At 66.1% G+C, this 20,075-nt stretch carries 10 protein-coding genes; 9 read left to right on the top strand and 1 reads right to left on the bottom strand.

Going from position 1 to position 20,075, the window contains the following annotated elements; genetic code table 11:
• Nucleotides 1–399 precede the first annotated feature (399 nt).
• The 7 genes from ABZ470_RS26960 (at nt 400) to ABZ470_RS26930 (ending at nt 18,421) form a co-directional block, all read left to right on the top strand.
• Entirely contained in the window at nt 400–6,507 is a 6,108-nt protein-coding gene (locus tag ABZ470_RS26960; protein ID WP_362914761.1) for a hypothetical protein, read from the top strand.
• Entirely contained in the window at nt 6,504–8,555 is a 2,052-nt protein-coding gene (locus ABZ470_RS26955; protein WP_362914759.1) for an MBL fold metallo-hydrolase, read from the top strand. The genes ABZ470_RS26960 and ABZ470_RS26955 overlap by 4 nt, the downstream gene beginning before the upstream one ends.
• Nucleotides 8,556–8,819: 264 nt before the next feature.
• Nucleotides 8,820–10,664, top strand: a complete 1,845-nt coding sequence (locus tag ABZ470_RS26950; RefSeq protein ID WP_362914757.1) for an N-6 DNA methylase — start codon at nt 8,820–8,822, stop codon at nt 10,662–10,664.
• A 127-nt stretch (nt 10,665–10,791) separates the two neighbouring features.
• Nucleotides 10,792–12,672 (top strand): hypothetical protein, encoded by a 1,881-nt coding sequence (locus tag ABZ470_RS26945; protein WP_362914755.1) that lies wholly within the window; start codon nt 10,792–10,794, stop codon nt 12,670–12,672.
• Nucleotides 12,673–12,942: 270 nt separating this feature from the next.
• On the top strand, nt 12,943–14,961 hold the full coding sequence (locus ABZ470_RS26940) for a class I SAM-dependent DNA methyltransferase (RefSeq protein ID WP_362914753.1): 2,019 nt from the start codon (nt 12,943–12,945) through the stop codon (nt 14,959–14,961).
• A complete protein-coding gene (locus tag ABZ470_RS26935; RefSeq protein WP_362914751.1) occupies nt 14,958–16,271 on the top strand; it encodes a restriction endonuclease subunit S in 1,314 nt (437 codons plus the stop codon). The genes ABZ470_RS26940 and ABZ470_RS26935 overlap by 4 nt, the downstream gene beginning before the upstream one ends.
• A 41-nt stretch (nt 16,272–16,312) precedes the next feature.
• Nucleotides 16,313–18,421: an AIPR family protein gene (locus ABZ470_RS26930; protein WP_352011787.1), complete on the top strand. Its 2,109-nt coding sequence runs from the start codon at nt 16,313–16,315 to the stop codon at nt 18,419–18,421.
• 3 nt (nt 18,422–18,424) lie between these two features.
• Here the strand turns inward: ABZ470_RS26930 and ABZ470_RS26925 are convergent, their stop codons facing one another.
• Nucleotides 18,425–18,886: an ATP-binding protein gene (locus tag ABZ470_RS26925; protein ID WP_362914749.1), complete on the bottom strand. Its 462-nt coding sequence runs from the start codon at nt 18,884–18,886 to the stop codon at nt 18,425–18,427.
• 134 nt (nt 18,887–19,020) lie between these two features.
• Here ABZ470_RS26925 and ABZ470_RS26920 point away from each other — a divergent pair, with 134 nt between their 5' ends.
• Complete coding sequence (locus ABZ470_RS26920) at nt 19,021–19,800, top strand: helix-turn-helix transcriptional regulator (protein WP_362914747.1); 780 nt, start codon at nt 19,021–19,023, stop codon at nt 19,798–19,800.
• Nucleotides 19,791–20,024: a DUF397 domain-containing protein gene (locus ABZ470_RS26915; protein ID WP_362914745.1), complete on the top strand. Its 234-nt coding sequence runs from the start codon at nt 19,791–19,793 to the stop codon at nt 20,022–20,024. The genes ABZ470_RS26920 and ABZ470_RS26915 overlap by 10 nt, the downstream gene beginning before the upstream one ends.
• Nucleotides 20,025–20,075: the final 51 nt, after the last annotated feature.

Genomic DNA, 20,075 nt, shown 5'->3' with positions numbered 1-20,075 from the left:
GGTGTGACTCCGGGGCTTCGGGTGAGGAACGCGGGACGTCTTCACGCTCGTGTGCGAAGTCATGGCTGTTCTCGTACGTTCGGCGAACGGGCGGGGCCAACCGAAACCCGATGGTGATGCCTTCTCGCTCGAGGCACTCTGGCGCGAACCGGAACGACGGGGCCGCTGCCGCTCCTTGAGTGAACTGGCGTGAGTCGCATGCAGTAATTTTGTGATTCAAGTTCACAGACAAACTGTCGCGTATTGAAGTTAAGATGCTTCTGATATACCTTCCTGTACACGGAAGCCGTCGCTGAGTGAACAGGCGCGTCTCTGGTCGCACAGAGCGGGCTCCGGTCAGACAAACCATCCGTCCTGGGCCTTCGGCGTGCTCCGCCGGAGATGGAGGTGGCCTGGATCGTGAAGCGGATCCGTTGCCGGTGCGGCGACTCCGAACACCCGGCCCCGCTGGGGTCGCTCTCGCGTTTCGACTGTTTTCGGCATGTGGACCGGGTGCTGGCGGGCGCCACGGTCAGGGTGACCGCCGAGGACTTCCTGGCAGCCGTCGGGCATTACCCTCCAGAGGGGCGGCAGGCGATCTTCCGTCTGGTGGGGCTGCCCAGCCTGAAGGTGATAACCCCGTCGGCCGCAGCGAACCTCGTCGGCATGTTGCGCGGTTCGGATATCACGCGGTCAAGGCTCGTCGACGCCCTGAGCAGGTTGGTCACGTGGGCCTTCGAAAACCGCGACGACCTGTCCGCTGAAGACTGCGTCCTCCTGCTGAACGCGGAGACCGCGGAGAAGGTGCTGGTGGAGGCTGGCTACATCGGGACGGCGCTGCAGAGGACGGCGCCGTTGCCCGCGAACCTGGTCGACCTCATCCTCGCAGACGTCCTCCGCAGGGACCTGCCGCTCTCCGCCGTCGCCCTGGGCATGCTGGTCCCCTCGGCTCACAGGCTGGGAGCCGAGGCCGAAACGGTCGTCAGGGAACTGTGGCGGCAGGCCCGGGACGAGACGTCCGACCTGCCGGAGACCCCAGCCGGAGCCGACGTCCTGTGCGAGATCGCCCTGACGCCCCCGCCGGCGTCCCCGCCCGGTGCCGTCACCGTCGAAGAGGAAGGCGGGCAGATGCCCGAGGAACACCTGATCGGCCCTTCCGTCCCCGACCTCCGCCACTCCCTGCGGCGGCTCGAAGAGCACTTCGCGGCGGCCGCTGAGGCGGCCGGGCGCGTGCACGGAGACCTGTCCGGTGGGGTACGGCCCTCTGACGCGGACGTCGACACGATCGTGCAGGCCCTGGACGGGTTCGACGAGGTGAGGGAACGGCTCCGGGACGCGGGCACGGCGGAGATCACGGGGACCACGCTGGCCGGACTGGGGAACACCCTCGACCAGGTCGAGGACAGGCGGGTTCGGACCGAACGTGTGGGCGCCCTGGCGGGTCTGCGGGGACCGGATCTTCTCGACGAACTGCTAGACGAGGTCCGCGAAGCCGCCGCGAAGGGGCCTTCGGCCGGGCTTGAGGCTCTGGTGGAGCTGATCGAATTGTCCGCCGACCCGGACGCGGTGCTGCTCGCCGACGACCCTGAGGAGTCCGCCAGGAGGGAGCTGCCCTCGCGGTGGCAGCCGGTGATCCGGGCGGCCCTGGGCGGACGTCTGAGGCTGGAACCACCGACCGGCGACGCCCTCCCCGCGAAGGTCGCGACCGTGGAGGCGCAGGAGGACAGGCCGGGGCCGGACGACGAAGGAGGGGCCGAGCCTTCCCCCGCCCCCGACGACGAACCCCCTCCGGGAGACACTACGGCCGATCCGGAGGAGACGCGGGAGCTGGATCTAGCGAGCCTGGACAGCATGCTGGAGAGCAGGTTCGGCCTCCGGTCCGAGACGAGCGTGGTTCAGCCCGCGTCGTCCACGGCGCCGAAGCACTCGGTGACCGCGGACCCGGAACCGCCCCGGGCCGCGCGGATCGTCGTCCCTGGACCTCCGCTCACCGAGAACCCCGAGAAGGCGTCCGAAAACTCCACGGAGGCGCCCGGGAACCCTGACGGGACGCCCGGGAGGTGTGGCCCGGAGGAGGTCGCGGCGCTTCACGCGCGGCGCTTCGGTCTCGCGGCCTGGATTCGCGCGGCCGAGGGGCGTCCGGAGTCTGAGATCGCCGCACGACGGTGTGCCGCGCTGGCCGCTGACATGAGCGCGTTCGCCGGGCGGCTCTCCGCGGCATTCGCCGAGACGGCCCAGCGGATCGTGGCCGATGACCTGGCCGACGACTCCGCAGGCCGCCTCCTCGCCTGGGCGGCGTCGATCCGTGCGGGACTCGTCCACCCCACCCACGCATCCGAGCGCCTGGTGGAGGAGCTGGCCTCGACGGTCCTGGGGTATCCGGCCATGACCGCGTGCGGGGAGGCCTTCCGACAGGCACTGCGCTCCGGTGTCTACCTCGTTCCTGGGCTCTCCGGCCAGATGCGCGACTCGGCGCGGGCTGAACGCGACCACGAACGCACGGTCGTCGCGTGCGCGCGCCTGCTTGAGGAGGGGCCGCACCGGAACATCAAGTTCGCCGCGGCCACCGTGGTGTGGAAGTCGCTCATCCAGCCGGACGGAGCCGTGGGCGATCTGGTCGGAGTCGCGGTCCGAGACGATGTCCGCCTCCTGGAGGAGACCGTCCAGAAGCTGGACGGGCTGCGTACGGCCGGCAGGATCGACCGTCTGATCGACGCCGAGGCGAAACGCTCGTCGGGCTCCCGAAAGACCAAGATCATCGCAGGGGCTCGGGCCAAGCTGGTCGAGATGGTCGAGGAGTCCCTGGATCTCGTTGCGGACTGGGCCAATGCCGTTCGGGGAGTCCAGATCCGGCGTGGCAACGGGGCGAACGAATGGCCGTCACAGGAGCTGTCGAAGCTCCGGGCGGCGGTCGGCCCGCACAGGGCGAATCTCGCCAAGGAGTTCAGCGCTCTGGCGAAGGCGGGAGATCCCGTGCTGGCGGCCGCCGCTGCGGGAGCGGCGCATCTGATCACCGACACACTTCACCTGCTTGACGGTGAGGCGCTGAGCGAGACGGAACCGACGGTGGCCACAGTGCTCAACCAGGACCTTCTTCTCGCCCCCGAGGTGAGGCTCGACCCTGGGACCCTGCGTCCCAGGGAGACTCCGGCACCGGAGACGCTGGCCCGGCTCGCGACAGCGGACGCCCCCGACTGGAAGAAGGCCTTCGAGGCCCGGGCTGCCCTTGGCGACCACGAGGGGACACGCGCGGTGGTGACGGCGGTCGAGCGACAGGACCCGGAACTCGCGACGGAGCTGCGAGCGCGCAGGAAGAAGCTCGTCGAGGAAGCGCGGGAGAGCAGGGACGAGCGAATCGAGGCGCTCAGGGACCTACTGGCCGACCGGCGCAGGAAGGGGGTGTTCACCGAGGCCGACGCGAGGAGGATGACCGGCAGGTTGCAGGCCCTGGCAGAGCCAGGACGGGAGGACTTCGGCGTTGTCGCGGAGAGCGCCCAGGAGGTAGAGGCCGAGATGGAGGCGGTCTACGTCGCGCGGATCGCAGAAGAGGAGGCTCGACTGGAGGAGAAGAGTGCCAAGCACCCTGACGTGCGAGAAGCGGCGCCCCGCATCAGGGAGCGTCTTGCCAGGGGCGAGCTGACGACAGCCCGCGAGTATCTGGTCCAGGCGGAGGCGGGCATGTCGTTGCCTACCGACCAGGGGTCCTTTGACCACTTCAGTCGTTTCTTTCCGAGTTTCCCCCAGGCCTTCGAGAACATGTCCATCCTCTCCTCGGGAGGGCGTGCCATGAAGCGGGAGAGCGACGAGTGGGTCAGGAACCTGCTGGAGGCCATCCGGAGCGGGCGGGACGTCGCCGACCCGGAGCTGCACAGTGTCATCTCGGGAGCGGGGCTCGATCTCCAGGCATTGCCCGCCGGGCGGCGTGAGGAGGTGAGAAACGGGCTGCGCCTGTGGAAATCTCTGGCTGAGGGGCCCAAGTCCGCCGGCAACCTGAAGGGCGCGATCGAGGCCGTGCTGCGAATGATCGGACTGGAGGGTCGGCAGGAGCCGGGAGAGACGGCGCAGAACCGGCTGTGGGTGACTCTGAACGAGGTTCGGACGGGTGACGCGCTGCTTCCGGCGTTCGGCTCGAAGATGAGCCCGTCGGGAGACAGTCTGCGGCTGCTGTTCGTCTGGCGCAGGCCTGGGCCGCAGCAACTAATCGAGTGGCTCAGGGACGAGCCCCCGGACCAGGCCGTCCTGGTGTTCTACTTCGGGGTGCTGTCACCGGGGCAGCGGGAGCAGCTGGCAACCGCCGCTCGCAGGCGCCCCCGGCCTGCCACGATGATGATCGACGACGCCGCGGTCAGCTACCTCGCCGCGCTGCCCGAGGCGAGCTGGACGGCCGTGGTCAGCCTGCTCGCGCCGTTCAGCGCGGCCAACCCCTACGCCCCCACCGGGGACGTGCCGATGGAGATGTTCTACGGCCGCGACGCCCAACTGGAGAGCGTGATCAGCGGCTCGGGCTCGTCGATCGTGTACGGCGGGCGTCAACTCGGCAAGTCGGCGCTGCTGCGGGAGGCCGAGCGGAGCCTCCGCAGAAGTGACCCCGACCGTGTTGTGATCCTGGAGACCATCCAGGAGATAGGGAAGATCTCTCAGGAGAGCGCGCTGTGGCCACGGCTGGCAGGCAGGCTCGCCGAGGCCGGAGTGCTTCCCCAGTCGGGGGCGGTGATGAAGGACCGGGGAGACATCTGCCAGGCGGTCAGGCGGTGGATCGAGCGCGATCTCACCAGGCAGGTGCTGATCCTGCTCGACGAGGCCGATGCCTTCCTCAACCAGGATGCCGCCAACGCGAAGTTCACCAACGTCGAGGCTCTGCGCGACCTCATGCAGAGTACCAACGGACGGGTCAAGGTGGTCTTCGCCGGACTCCATCAGACCGCCAGGTTCCAGAGCCTGTCCAACCAGCCGCTGCCGCACCTGGGCACGCCGATCCCCATCGGTCCGCTGGACCCGCAGGACGCCTTCGACCTGCTCACCCGACCCCTCATGGCGCTGGGTTTCCGCTTCCCGGACACCCTGGCGGCCCGTGTCATCGCCGAGGCGAACAACGCCCCCGCGCACATCCAGCTTTTCGCCGAGGCCCTGCTGCGGCGGCTGCGCCGGATGCCGGTCCACGGCGGGGGCCTGCCATACGAGATCACCTCCGAGGACGTGACCGCGGTCTGGCGCGACAAGGCGCTCACGGTCGGGTTCAAGGACCGGTTCGAGTGGACGCTGGACCTGGACAAGCGCTACAAGGTGATCGCCTACGCGGTCGCCTTCCACGCGCTGTCGAACGGCATGGACGCGACCATCGGGGTGCAGAAGCTGCAGGAGGACTGCCACACCTGGTGGTCCGAGGGCTTCGAGGGGTGCACGGGTGACGGCTTCCGCGGCCTGCTTGAGGAGTGCGTCAACCTCGGAGTGCTCTCCTCGGACGCCGGAGGGTACCGCCTGCGCACCCCTCACATCCTCACTCTGTTGGGCGGGGCGGAGGAGGTCTACGCCGTGCTTGACAAGGCCGAGGAGTTCGAGCGGCCGGACTCCTTCGACGCGCACTCCTACCGTGCCCCCTACCGCAACGGCCCGGACCGCTCCCCGCTCACCGGGGCCCAGGTGACCCGGCTGCTGAGCCACCGGGACAGTCTCCACCTCATCACCGGCTCCCCGGCACTCCACCTCGAACGTGTCGGCGCGGCGCTGGAGGAGGAGGCCGGACGGCAGCACGTCGCCCAGGTGTGGCGGGCGGGCAGGGAGTACACCTTCGAGGGTGCGGTCCAGCGGGCCAGGGACAGCGGCGGACACGGCGTCGTGGTCGTGGATCTGTCCGGGCGCTCGCGGGAGCAGGCATCCGGGGTCCTCAGGACGGCGGTGAACGCCCTGTCGCAGGGAGGCGGTGGGACGCTGGCGCTGGCGTTGCTGGCACCCCCCGAGCTGATTCCCCTCTGGCTCAGCACGGGTATGGACACGGACGACCTGTCACACCTTGTCTGGATCATGGAGCTACGGCGTTACGGAGAGGCGGACGTACGCCAGTGGATGAACGACGTCGATCTCGGTTATCGCAGCCCGGCCGGTCAGGAGGCGTTGCTGTGGTGTACTGGCGGATGGCCGATCCTGATCAGCAAGGTTATCGAGGGCGGACCTGTCGACCGTGACGACGCGCTCGAACGCTGCCGTGAGTGGACCCGAGCCAACGCCGAGGAGTTTGTCAGTTCGACCGGCGTGCTCAGGGACGCCACACTCGGCTGGGCCTGGCGGCAGGTGATCGACGTAGGACCTGCTCGGCCGGACGAACTGGCCGAGTATTTGGAGGAGATGGCCGGTGGCGAGACGGCGGGTACGGCGCGCCGGGACCGTCTTCGTGCTGACGGATATTCCTCCTGGGCCGCCACGGTCGAGGCGCTTCGCCTGCTTGGCGCACTGGAGCCCAGAGCCGACGGCACCTTCACCTGCGAGCCGGTCCTGGCTGAGGCGACCGGATGGCTGGATACCCGCTCGTGACAACCGATCTGCTCGCTTCGTTGCTGCACGCGGCGGCGGAGGCCGTTCTCAGCCGCCCCACGATGGCCGGGCACACGGGCGGAGCTGAGAGGTTCGCCGCCGACCACAGGGCCGCGCTACTCGACATGCTGGCCCAGTCGGACGATCTGCGGCGGCTCTGCCGTGAGCGACTGCGGATTCCGCGTTCGCGGCAGGCTGAGTGGGATTTCGCCGGACTTCTCCTCCACACCGACCCGGAGGTCCGGGCTGCAGCGGTCAGACTCGCGGAGATGGTGGGCGGTAGACAGGCCGATGCGACCGTCGACCGTAGGCTCCGCCGCCTGCACGACAGGAACAAGCAGCTACAGGAGAAGCTGCGGACGGCCACGGGGAAGCGGGACAACGCCCTGGCCGATGTGAAGGCACATCGGCAGACGGCGCGTGAGGCGATGGAACGGGCCGAACGGCTCGACGCCGAGCTCTCCGCGACGCGGCGGCGCTTGCGTGACCCCGTGTCCACGGCGTCGGCGCTGCTGGGGCTGCTACAAGAGGAACCACCGGAGCCCGAGGGCGACTCGCAGAGCCGTGATCCGCGCCTGTGGCGGCAGCCGCCTCCGGCTCCCGCCCCCTCCCTGCTGGAGACGACGGCGCGGCTCGCCGGAATCACCCCCGAGTCGTTCGTCCGCGTACTTCGGGCGCTGATCGAACCTCCGAAGCCGCCTCCCACGGCCACGGTCGCCGTCTCCGGGGAACGTGACCTCAGGGTCGTGCCGCTCGGGGGAGGCACGGGCATCGGCGGCTCCTGCCTGCTGGTCGAGGCCGGAGGCACCCGCGTGCTCGTTGACGCCGGTCTCGTCCCAGGAGACCCGTCCAGGCCGCCCGCGGACATCGCACGTGCGCTGGACGGCCCCCTGCACGCCGTCGTGGTGACGCACGCCCACAACGACCACTGCGGATACGTCCCGGCGCTGGCCGACCGGCTGCCGGACCTGCGGATCATTGCCACGCCAGAGACCGTTCAGCTGATGCCCGCCATGTGGCTCGACTCGGTGAAGATCATGGATCAACGGCGGCGGTTGGCCGGCACCTGGGGCGGGGACACCGAGCCTCTCTACCCTCGTGAGGCGATCGACGAGGCGGCGCTGCGCTGTGAGGAGCTGGCCTTCGGCGTGCCGCGGCGGGTCGGGGACCTGACGGTCGAGCTGTTCCCCGCGGGCCACATCCTGGGAGCGGCGGGGGTCGTGGTGCGGGCAGGGGAGTCCCGTGTCGCCGTCACGGGCGACATCTCAGGTTTCCGGCAGAAGAGCGTCGACGGCTACGCCGTCCCCGAGTCGGCCCGCTACGCCGACCTGCTGGTCATGGAGTCCACCTGCTGTACGGAGGACCACCGCGACCGGGACGGCCTGGTCGGTGAGCTCGTCAGGGCCGTTGAGGGAATCTACGCTCAGGGGGGCCGGGTGCTCGTCCCGGCGTTCGCGCTCGGCCGGGCGCAGGAGCTGGCCCTCGTCATGCGAAGCCACCTCCCGCATGTGCCGGTCCTGGTCGACGGTATGGCCGCCGACATCAGCAGGTCGTTCGAGGCCGTGACCGCGGACGGTCCCCGCCCGCTGTCGATCTTCGGCGGCAACGTCGGCCGCGCCAGGCCCGGCGACATGGACAGGTTCACCCGCGGAGTGGTGATCAGCACCTCGGGAATGCTCTCCGGAGGGCCCGCCGTACGGTGGGCGGCGAAGATCCTCCCTGATCCGAGGAGCGCCCTGTTCCTGTCCGGCTACCAGGACGAGGAGTCGCCGGGCAGGAGACTCCTGGCCTCGGTTCAGAGTGTCTCCCCCCACCTGGTCGTCGACGACATGGGTGAGGAGCGGAGGATCCCGGTCAGGGCGCGGGTGGATCTGATGAGGCTGTCCGCGCACGCGGACAGGCGCGGGCTGCTGGAGATCGCCGACGAGGTGTCGGCACGCGAGGTGATGCTGGTCCACGGGGCGGCCAGGCGCCAGACGGAGTTCCGCGAGGTTCTGCGGCTTCGGCGGCACACTACGACGGCGACGGGAGACTGGAGAGTGAGCTGACACCTTGTCTCCCGTCAGGCGGTTCGGGTGAGCCCGGCCGTTCCTCCGGAACGGGAGGGCCACTACGGGGCGTCACCGGGGCCCGGCTTTCAGGGAGGGATTCCCCCAGGTCATCGCATTATATGCGTGAATGATGTTCACGTGACGAACGCCGGTGGTCGACGCACAGTCAACGTCTGCGATATCTTGACGTCCACATATGTCCGTCCGAGGGGGCGGAAGGTCCATTCGGGGAGTGCGGGGCCGATGATGGCAGGAGACGAGGTGACCGTCACCGCGGCCGACATCGCGCGGATGGCGGGGGTCGGCCGCGCGGCGGTGAGCAACTGGCGCAAGCGGCACGAGGACTTCCCCGAGCCCGTCGGGGGTACGGCGACCAGCCCGGCGTTCTCCCTCCAGGCCGTTGAGACGTGGTTGCTTGAGCAGGGCAAGGTGGAGGAACTGCCGCTGCGGGAACGCGTCTGGCAACAGATCCGTGCCGTCTCCGACGATCTCCGGCTTGGTGAGAGCGTCGCCGAGGCCACCGAACTGCTGCACCATGGCGGAAAGCCCCACACGCTCCCCGCTTCCGTGTGGAGGCTCGTCCGAAAATACGCGCAGCAGGAGGGAGACGCCGAGGCCGTCCGCTTCCTGCTGGACCGCTACGCCGACGTCCACTCCCGCAGGTTGGCCGAAACCCCCGTCGAGGTCGCCGACCTCATGGCGCGATTGATCGGGCCGGACGTCCGATCGGTCCTCGACCCGGCCTGCGGGCTCGGGGTTCTCCTCGCCGCGGTGCGCGGCGTGGAACACGCCTACGGTCAGGAACAAGAAGACTCCCTTGCAAGGCTGGCCCAGTCACGCCTGACGTTGAGCGTGGTGGACAGCACCGTCAAAACGGGCGACTCTCTGCGTGAGGATGCCTGGCCCGGCCTGATCGTCGACGCGGTCGTGTGTCACCCGCCCTTCAACGAGCGCAACTGGGGATACGACGACCTCACGAGTGACCCGCGCTGGGAGTACGGCCTGCCGCCCAAGACGGAGTCTGAGCTGGCCTGGGTCCAGCACGCACTCGCCCACCTGGAACCGGGCGGAATCGCGGTGCTGCTCATGCCCGCGACGGTGGCCAACCGCCGCTCTGGCCGTCGCATCCGCAGCAACCTCCTGCGCAGCGGGACGCTCCAGGCCGTCATCGGCCTCCCCCCGAAGGCGGCTTCGGGCACCGGGCTCCCCGTGCACGTCTGGGTGCTCCGCAAACCGTCGGGTGACGGCCGTACCCCGTCCCGGGTACTGATGGCCGAGACCGATCCCGGCGACGCCGACGCGACCGTCGAGCGCTGGCACGAGTTCCGGGCGGACCCGGAGCTTGACGTCGACCGGCCCGGCGAGAGCCGTACGGTTCCGATCATCGACCTGGTCGACGAGGACGTCGACGTGACCCCGGCCCGTCACCTGGGGACGCGGGCGGTTCCGGCCGACACCTATCCTCTCCTGCGTGAGCGCCTGGCCGGACGGCTCGGACGGCTCTCCATCCTGCTGCCCGAGGCCATGGCGGGGACGGGCAGGGAGTTGCCGACGGTCGGCCTGGCGGAGCTTGAGCGGGTCGGAGCGCTGACCGTCCAGCAGGCCGGGCGGTTCGAGATCGACGGGGTGGGCGACTCCGTGCTGACCGATCGGCACCTGTTCGACGGGGAACCGGCGGACGCCACCCGCACCCAGCCCGAGGGTCGGATCACCGTCAAACCCGGAGACGTGGTCGTCGCCGCCAGGGGGAACAGTCTGGCGACCCTGGTCGTCGAGACTCCGGGCCTGCTGCTCGGCCCCAGGCTCGTCCTGCTTAGGCCGGATCCGGACCGGCTCGACCCGTTCTTCCTCGCGGGGTTCGTCCGGACGCTGTCCTCCGCCGCGACGGTCGGCACACAGTCGGGCGCGACACGCTTCGACCCCCGCCGCGCCCAGGTGCCGCGCCTGTCGCCGGGGGAGCAGAGACGATATGGAGAGGTGTTCCGGCAGATCTTCGCCTTCGAGGCCGAGCTCAGGGAGCTGAGCGCGTCCGGCCGTTCGACGGTGGCCACACTGCTCCACGGCCTCACCCATGGAACACTCACCCCACCTGAACCGATCTCCTAGGGAAGAGCCGTCGTTTCCCTGTTCGGTCGGCTGTCACGGCGTTAGGATTCGGCGATCTGCCGCAAAATCCAGATTTCCGGAGTTTGTGGTACTACCGCTAGCCCGTACGCGACTCCCAAGAGGTCCTATGGCGTTGGACAACCGGAAGGTCCAAACGGCGGTTCTTGACGACCCCAGATCAGAGGACCCGCTTTCCCTGCCCGAGGATCATTACTATGCCAAGCCGTATCTCAGACAATACGAGGGACGGACCTTCTGGTGTGGCGAGTGGCTCGGTGGATGCGGCTGGCGGCTCATGGGCAAGGTCTACAAGGACAGGGTGTGCCACTTCGCGCACTACCCGGATACGGACGGTAGGGCTCCCACGTGTGAACGTAGGTATGTCGGCGCGGACAGCGCCGATCACCTCTACATTCACCGGGGACTGAGCGGTGCGTTCAGAGACGCTCGGCCACAGCGGTTCCAGGGAAACATGTCCGACGGACAGTGCACGGACCTGACCGTGAACGAGCCAAAGGGAAGGTCTCTGATCCGGGTTCAGCTCGCCAACCTCACGCCGGAAGGGTGGACCGAGGCGGATCGGGCGCTTCGCCGGGGTGTCCGTGATGTCGAGTGGATGTTCGGGCCAAGAGCGACTCGAACCGCCAGGGACCTGGTCGACAGGAACGGATACGCCCTTCGCGTCAGGTGCGACATGGAAGACGGCGCCCGGGTCGTCAAGGTGGGAACCGAGACGCGAGACGGTGACCTCTTCTGGAACGATCTAAGCGAATGTGAGATCTCCGAGCGAGGGATCGTCACCCCCGTTCTCCGGGACGTACGGCTCAAGCCCCACAGGCGGACCACCGGGCCGGTGGACTTGCCCCAGGCGCAGACCGAGGCCGCTAACCGGGTAACCCAGGCGCGCACCGTCAGCATGCGCATGGTCCTGCGCGATGAGGAATGGGTTCATGCCAGTCTGATTCCGCTGACAGGCCAATTACGCAAGGCGCGATCCGCTCGGGACGTTGAGGAGGTGGCACGCCTGCTCGGTGAGGTGTATCACCTCCTCGCCGTGGATGACAGACAGGCGCTGCTGAGACTGCCGAGGTTCCGTCGCAGGTGGCAGGAGATCGACGAGTGGAAACGGTGGGTTCTGGACCAGCGGCGGGCGAAGATCTCCTCTGCACCCGCCTGTCGAGTGGGCGTCGATCCGAAGAAAGCCGCGCCCGCGCGGCCCAAAGCCAAGAAGCAGCGAACCCTTCCGCCTCAGCGAGCTGATCGAGTCGGGCAAGAAGAGAACCGTGCCCAGCTTCACGACCTGCTGGAACAGGTAAAAAGTGCGAGGAGAAAGGGAGAGGTTGCTCTTATGGTCGACCTTCTCTCCACAGCCGGAAAGGTGGTGGCCACTGCTCCGGCTTCGGACCTCAAGAGCGAGCGCAAGCAGATCGAGAGCTACAAGAAATGGCTGGAAACGTTTTCTGGATGGAAGGCGGCCGCTGACCAGGCCGCCGCGGTCGACCCTCCTACTCGTGAGGTCGGCTCTCGGAGAATCGCGGGAGCCGATACCAAGCGTTGGCAGGCATCCGAGCCGAAAACAGCGAAGAATGGATTTGCGGAGCGCCGGGGAAGAATTTTCGCGTCCGCGAGAACGGTTGGTCTGGTGAACGGTGTGCGACGTCTCCTGACCGGTGTCGCGCAGGAGCAGGCGACCGTCGACTGGAAGCAGGTTATGGACCGGGTGGCCACCGAGTCGGCGTTTCAGGAGCCCGTCGACTGGCCCGCTGTCCTTGTAGCCGTGGACACACCGGCCGTCGAGGTCATCCCGATGTTGTCGGCTCTCATCACGCTGCCCGGCGGAGGCGTGGATCCGGTGTTCCGTCAGGTGCTGAAGGGACTTGGCTTCCAGGTTCCGTCGACGGACGAAGAGCTTCGGATGGTGTGGGAGAGGGAGGTGGAACGTGTGCACGCTCGCTACGCCAAGCCGTCCCGGTCGATGCCTCCGCGTCTGGTGCCACGACAGGACTGACGTCCGAGGGGGCAGCCCCAGGCCAGAGAGTGATGTCTGTGAACTGAGGCCACAAAACAAATGATGGTTGCTGATGTTGTGACATGGATGCGGTAGTCTTGGGCGTGTGGGCTTTCCCGGCTTTCGGTGGAAGCGTTCTGCATCCCGGCGGGCGGGCGTTGCTGTGACGGTATCCGCTGTGGCCTGGAAAGTTTCCCCGTCTGTCGCGTCGGCCGGTCGCGGTTGGCGAAGATGGGAAGCGCGAGTCATTGGAAACATGGAAGGACGACGGTGAGCGGTAACCACCAGAAGTACGCGGACTTCATCTGGTCGGTGGCCGACCTGCTGCGCGGTGACTACCGGCAGTCGGAGTACGGCAAGGTCATCCTGCCCTTCACCGTACTGCGCCGGATCGACTGCGTGTTGGAACCGACCAAGCAGGCCGTGCTCGCCGAGGCGGAGAAGCTCAAGAGCGGGTCGCTGCCGCCCGGGTTGGTCGAGATCAAGCTGAGGAACGCCTCGGAGGCGAGCTTCTACAACACCAGCCCTCTCGATCTGGGGAAGGTGAGCGCCGACTCCGAGAACGTGGCCAAGAACCTGCGCGCCTACATCGGGGGCTTCTCTCCGGGCGCCGTCGAGGTGCTGGACAAGTACCGGTTCGACGAGCAGATCACCCGCCTGGACGAGGCCGGACTGCTCTACCTGGTGTTGTCGAAGTTCGCCGCCATCGACCTGCACCCGGACGTGGTCGACAACCACCAGATGGGCTACGTCTTCGAGGAGTTGATCCGGAAGTTCTCCGAGATCTCCAACGAGACCGCCGGTGAGCACTTCACCCCGCGCGAGGTCATCCAGCTCATGGTCAACCTGCTGATGTCGCCCGACGACCAGGACGTGATGACGCCCGGCATCGTCCGGACCGTCTACGACCCGGCCTGCGGCACCGGCGGCATCCTCAGCGCGGCCGAGGAGTACATCAAGGGTTACAACGCCAAGGCCACGGTCAAGGTCTCGGGCCAGGAGCTCAACCCCGAGTCGTGGGCGATCTGCCGTTCCGACATGATGCTCAAGGGCCAGGACCCCTCGAAGATCGCCTTCGGTAACTCCTTCACCCAGGACGGCCACCCCGACGGTCAGTTCGACTACCTGATGGCCAACCCGCCGTTCGGCGTGGAGTGGAAGAAGGTCCAGAAGCAGATCGAGGACGAGCGCGACAACCTGGGCTGGGCCGGCCGCTTCGGCGCGGGCACCCCTCGGATCAACGACGGCTCGTTCCTCTTCCTCCAGCACATGATCTCCAAGATGAAGCCGGTCGAGCAGGGCGGCTCCCGCGTCGCGATCGTCTTCAACGGCTCCCCGCTGTTCACCGGCGCGGCCGGATCGGGGGAGTCGGAGATCCGCCGCTGGATCCTGGAGAACGACTGGCTTGAGGCCGTCGTCGCCCTGCCCGACCAACTCTTCTACAACACCGGCATCTCCACCTACTTCTGGATCCTGTCCAACCGCAAGGCCGCCGACCTGAAGGACAAGGTGATTCTGCTCGACGCCCGTGCCTCCTGGGCCAAGATGCGCAAGTCCCTCGGTGACAAGCGTAAGTTCATCCCCGAGGACCAGATCACCGAGCTGACCACGATCTACAAGAACGCATTCGCCATCGCGGCGGACTCCGAGCATGAGCACCACGCCAAGGTGAAGGTCTTTCCTCGCCACGCCTTCGGCTACCAGCGCATCACCGTGGAGCGCCCACTCCGTCAGCGCTTCGAGGTCACTGGCCTGACCGCTGAGGCGGTGGGGGAAGCCAAGGCGGTGGCCAAGTTCGAGCAGCGTGACGCGGTACTTGCCGCTCTCGATTCTATGGTCGGTACGGCCTGCGGCACGAAGCTGGAGTTCGCCGGCAAGCTGGACGCGGCGTTGGCCGAGCGCGGGCTGAGTAAACTGCCCGCTCCGGTGGAGAAAGCGATCTGGGCGGAGGTCGCGGTCAGCGACCCTGAAGGTGAGCTCCAGATCGACCGGAAGAACAACCCGCTGCCGGACGCCGACCTTCGGGACAACGAGAATGTGCCGCTGACGTCGATGAACTCCACCCCGGCGGAACGGGAGGCGGAGATCGAGGAGTACATGAGGCGCGAGGTCCTGCCGCACGTGCCGGACGCCTGGGTGGACCACTCCAAGACCAAACTCGGCTTCGAGATTCCATTCACGCGGCACTTCTACGTGTACACGCCGCCGAGACCAGTGGAGGAGATCGACGCGGAGCTTAAAGCGCTTGAGACCGAGATCCAGAAGCTCCTGGGAGAGGTGACCCGGTGAGCGGAACGGATCTCGCTCCGTGGCTCTCCAGGTCGCGCTGGCCCACCGTTCCGATCAGATACGTTGCAAAGCTGGGGACGGGGCATACGCCCAGCCGTCAGCATCCGGAGTACTGGGAGAACTGCACGCTTCCCTGGATGACTCTCGCTGACGTCTGGCAGCTCCGGGACGGGACACGCGACACGGTGCTGGAGACTAAGGAAAAGATCAGCAACCTCGGTCTCGCGAACTCGGCGGCGGTTCTACACCCGGCAGGAACAGTCATTCTCTCGCGCACGGCATCCGTCGGCTTCTCGGCCATCATGGGTTGTGACATGGCGACCAGCCAGGACTTCGCGGCATGGACATGTGGTCCGAAGCTGGAGCCGCGTTATCTTCTTTACGCATTGCGAGCAATGGCCCCTGATCTCCGTAGGGTAGCGGCGGGGTCAACGCATAAGACGATCTATATGCCGGACATCGAGCAGCTCAGAGTCCCGTTGCCTAGTGCTGAGGAGCAGCGGCGCATCTCTGATTTTCTCGATGTAGAGGTGTCACGCATTGATCGACTTGTCGGTTCTCGTGAACGACAGATCTCCCTTATTAAAGAACGGTCATTCGTAAAATCTTTTAATGCAATTCGCGGGACTGAATGGTCGAACGATCGACAATATAGCGGTCTTGCGTGGCTCGGTGATATTCCAGTTTCTTGGCCTGTGATGACCGTGTCAAGTCAGTTTGAGGTTCGACTGGGAAAGATGCTCAATCAGGATCGATCCAAGGGGGATCACCTAAAGCCATATCTGCGAGTCGCCAATGTTCAGTGGGACGAGATTGATGTAGCTGAACTTGCCTTCATGGACTTCCCGCCTTCTGAGCGTCAACGATACGAATTGCTTCCTGGGGATCTTTTGATCTGCGAGGGGGGGAGTTATCCTGGAAGGGCGGCAATTTGGGACGGGCGGATTTCTGAGATTTATTATCAGAAGGCGTTGCATCGTGCCAGGTCGCGGGGGCGCAGCTCGGTCCGTTGGCTCTACTACTGCCTTCGCGTCGCTCGGGCCATGAGTGTATTTGAGGCTGAAGGTAACGCAACAACCATGACTCACCTTACGGGTGATCAACTCGCTACTCATAGATTTCCATTCCCTAGCCGGCGGGTTCAGGAATCTATTGTTGGATCCCTTGATCAATCAATAGTTCAAGATCAGAGTCTGATTGATGCCCTAGAGAGGCAACTAAGTGTGATTGCTGAGCGACGGCAGGCGCTGATCGTGGAAGCGGTTACCGGGCAGATTGATGTCACCACGGCGAGGGGAATGCGGGAGTGAGCCGTCCACCTGGTCAGCAGATGCCGAGGCAGGTGGCCCATGTGGCTGCCGCGATCAAGAGGGACTTCGCGGACCTGATCTCCATGGAGGATTTCCTCAAGAAAGACGCGGGAGAGAGGGAGTCGGCCTTTCTCTCTCGGGGACTCGCGGCGCTCTTCGCGCGGGACGTCACCGGCTGTGACAATGCGGCAGCGGCCGCCTGTGTCGTCGACGGCCGGGACGACTACGGTATTGACGCCGTCGCCATCATGGACGGAGCCCCGCAGATCTGGTTGATCCAGGCGAAGTGGAGCAACAAGGGCACTGCGGGCTTCGGTGTTGGAGAGGCGCTGAAGCTGGTCAACGGTCTCAAGCGGATCGACCAGCGGCAGTACGACCGGCTGAACGACCGTTTCTCCGCTCTCGCCGACCGCGTGAACGCCGTACTGGAAAACGCGCGCGCACGCATCACACTCCTCGTCGTGACGATGGGCCCCGGAGAGCTTTCCGCCGAGGCGGTCGAATGCTTCGAGGATGCCAAGAGTGAGTTCAACTCGCTCGGCGCCATGCTGGACTACGAGGTTCGCAACGCGGCGGACGCGTGGCAGATCGTTCGCAACGAACTGACCGACCAGGTCACGCTCCAGGCCAAGATGGCCAGCTGGCTCCGGGTCCAGGCTCCCTTCGAGGCATATCAGGGAAACGTTTCCGCCGATGAGGTCGCGCAGTGGTTCGGCGACCATCATGGAAGGCTGTTCGAGCAGAACATTCGCAAATCGCTGGGGCTCACCAAGGTCAACAACGAGATCGTCAGAACCCTCACGGAAAATCCCGACGCCTTCTGGTACTTCAACAACGGGATCACGGTCCTCTGCGACACGATCGAGGCCACGCCGTTCAGCAGGAGTGACCCTCGCGGGCCGGTGACTCTCAAACTGACCAACGCCAGCGTCGTCAACGGGGCACAGACCGTGGCCGCCGCCTATGAGGCGTCGAGAAAGAACCCCGACGCCTTGCTCGGCGCGCAGGTGAGCGTCAAGGTGATCTCCATCCAGGACTGCCCCGACGGGTTCGCCACGGACATCACGACCGCCACCAACACGCAGAACAGCGTGGAGCGTCGCGACTTCGTCACCTTGAAACCGGCTCAAGGGGAGATCCGGGACGACTTCCTGTTCCACCTGCAGAAGACCTATGTTTTCAGGCGTGGTGAGTTGGACCCGCCCCCGGAGGCGGGATGCTCGATTGTGGAAGCCGCTTTCGCCCTCGCCTGCGCGCACAACGATTCCCGTCTGGCGGTCCGGATCAAGGTTGAGCCAGACGAGTTGTGGCAGGAGGGAACGCAGGGCATCTACACCCGGATCTTCCAGAAGCCCCCGCCTGTGCAGCAGATCTGGAGAGCGGTCCTCCTGCACCGGGTTATCAGGGAGGTGCTTCACAAGGCCGTCGCAGAGCGTCAGGGGCGTGCGGCCGGAGTCGCCGAGCACGGCGGCCTCCTCCTGGCGCACCTCGTCTTCCAGCACGTCGGCAAGAACCACTTCGACGACTCGGACGAGGAGTGGGCGGAGTTCGTCGCGGAGGCTCCTGGCATCGCGGTTGACCTCCTGAACCGGATGACTCACTACGTGGACGCGGAGTTCTCCACCACCTCCTTCATCAGAAGTACGTTCATGAACGAGGTCCGTTGTCGGGTCCTGGTCAAACGGGTGCTTGACGACATGGCGTCCAATACGCCGCTGCCAGTGGCTTCGAGGGAATATCTCCGACCGATCCCCAAAAAACCACGCAAGCCGAACGCGGTTTCTCTCCTTGTGGACGCCGCTCGCATCCCCGAAGGTGCCTCTCTCACATTCAAGACCGGCAGCGCCGTCGAGGCGGCCACTATGCAGGATTGGTTCGCGGAGAACCCCAGCCGTAAGCAGGCGACATGGGTCAACGAGAGGTCCAAGCCAATTCTTTGGGCGGCTGACGGCGAACGTTATTCGCCTTCCGGGCTCGTCACGCACATGTGGCGACTCGCGCAATGGGAGAACGCACCGGTTGCCGTTCAGGGCACACTCAGATGGGTGGTTCCAGGACAGGGCACCCTTGTGGAGCTGGCCGACGCCGTATGGAGGGAGCGAGAGGCCGACGATCAAGGAGAGCTGGAGTTGGAGAGCGAACCTCAATGACGTTCAGGGCCATGCGACGAGTTCGAACCAGACGGATTTGCCGTTGGGGTGGGGGAGCCAGCCCCAGTTGTGGGCGAGTTCCCTGACGACTGTGAGGCCCCTGCCGGAGGTCTCCATGGGGGCCGCGTTCCTTGTTCGGGGGATCGCGCTTGAGGAGTCGCAGGTCTCGACCACCATCAGCTTTCCCTCCCTCATGACCGTGATGTGAACGGGAGGTGCGGTGGTGGGGCTCGTGGCGCCGTGCACGATGGTGTTGGTGACGATTTCCGAGGTGAGGAGTTCGGCGATTTCCGGAACCGTTTCCGCCGTGTTCCACTCGATGGCGATGTCTCGGACGAAGCGGCGGGCGGATGCCACGTTTCTGGCCTCGTGGGGAATGCATTTCTCGCCCAGCACGCAGAGGACGGGGTCCACTATGTGGAGGCATCCGGTTCGTGCTGTGTACGCGTTGAGAATCTCTTTCATGGGGTTTCTCTTCCGGTCTCGGTTTTATATGTTCAGGATGCCGAGAGCCGACTACGCTTGGTGATGAAACGATTACCAAGTTTGAGCTTTGGGGTTCAGGGCGCCGTCATTGAATTCCGGCAAGGGAGGGCATCGTGGTCAACCTCTACACGCCTCAGGCGATATGGGGCAGGGAGCTGCGTCACTACCGGAGGGCCGCGGACCTCACCCAGGGACAGCTCGCCGAGCGCATCCACTTCAGCGAGTCGCTGATCAGCGGGGTCGAGACGGGGCAGCTTCCGGCCAGTCCGGAGTTCGCCGAGAAGTGCGACCGGGTCCTCGACACGGGCGGGGCGCTCCACCGCCTCCTCGACTGGAGGAAGGGCCAGGTCTTCCCTTCCTGGTTCGGGAAGTGGCGCGACAAGGAGCAGGCGGCGACCACTATCCGGACCTATCAGCCGCTGGTGTTTCCGGGACTGCTGCAGACCAAGGCCTACGCGCGTGCTCTGCTCGGCGACGATGCCGCGACCGCGGCCCGGCTTGAGCGGCAGGCCATCCTGACCCGTGAAGACCCTCCGCCGCCCACCCTCCGGTGTGTGATCGACGAGTTGGTCCTGCACCGTCCGGTAGGCGGGCAGGAGACCATGCGTGACCAACTGAATTATCTGCTGGAGGTCGCCGGTCCTCAGATCAGCGTGCAGGTCGTTCCACGCGACTGCGTGCGAGCGGGCATTCTGGCGGGGTTCGCGATCGCCACCCTGCCGGGCGGAACCGAGATAGCGTATTTGGAGACGGCCACTCGCGGATTGACGACCGGCGACCGGGACGAGGTAGCGGCGGCCGTGAAGCAGTTCGAGGCCATCCGAATAGAGGCGCTGCCTCTGAGCATGTCGTTAGATCTCATCAAGAGGACTGCAGAGGAAAAATGGACGTAAGCAAGGCGCGGTGGCGCAAGTCAAGCCTCAGCGGCAACAACGGTGGTGATTGCGTTGAGGTCGCGGAGCTGAAGGGCCTCGCCGAGGGGCGTGCCGGCCTGGTCGTCGTACGTGACTCCAAGGACCCCGAGGGGCCCAAGCTGCTCTTCACCCCCGCCGAGTGGGATGCCTTCCTTAACTGCGTGAAGGCCGGACAGTTCGGCTCGCCCCTCGGAGACCGATAACCCCGAGCTCGTCCGCTCCGGCCTACGACGAACCGCAGGGTCGGGATGTCC

The organism is Streptosporangium sp. NPDC020072 (assembly GCF_040631445.1).
GTDB lineage: Bacteria > Actinomycetota > Actinomycetes > Streptosporangiales > Streptosporangiaceae > Streptosporangium.
Note: the sequence above shows the minus strand (reverse complement) of the source record. Positions and strands in the feature narration are given on the sequence as shown.

What these genes read in the sequence shown, in the direction of transcription:
- ABZ470_RS26915 (WP_362914745.1), top strand. Translation starts at nt 19,791, where the DNA reads ATGGACGTAAGCAAGGCGCGGTGGCGCAAGTCAAGCCTCAGCGGCAAC.
- ABZ470_RS26925 (WP_362914749.1), bottom strand. Translation starts at nt 18,886, where the DNA reads ATGAAAGAGATTCTCAACGCGTACACAGCACGAACCGGATGCCTCCAC.
- ABZ470_RS26945 (WP_362914755.1), top strand. Translation starts at nt 10,792, where the DNA reads ATGGCGTTGGACAACCGGAAGGTCCAAACGGCGGTTCTTGACGACCCC.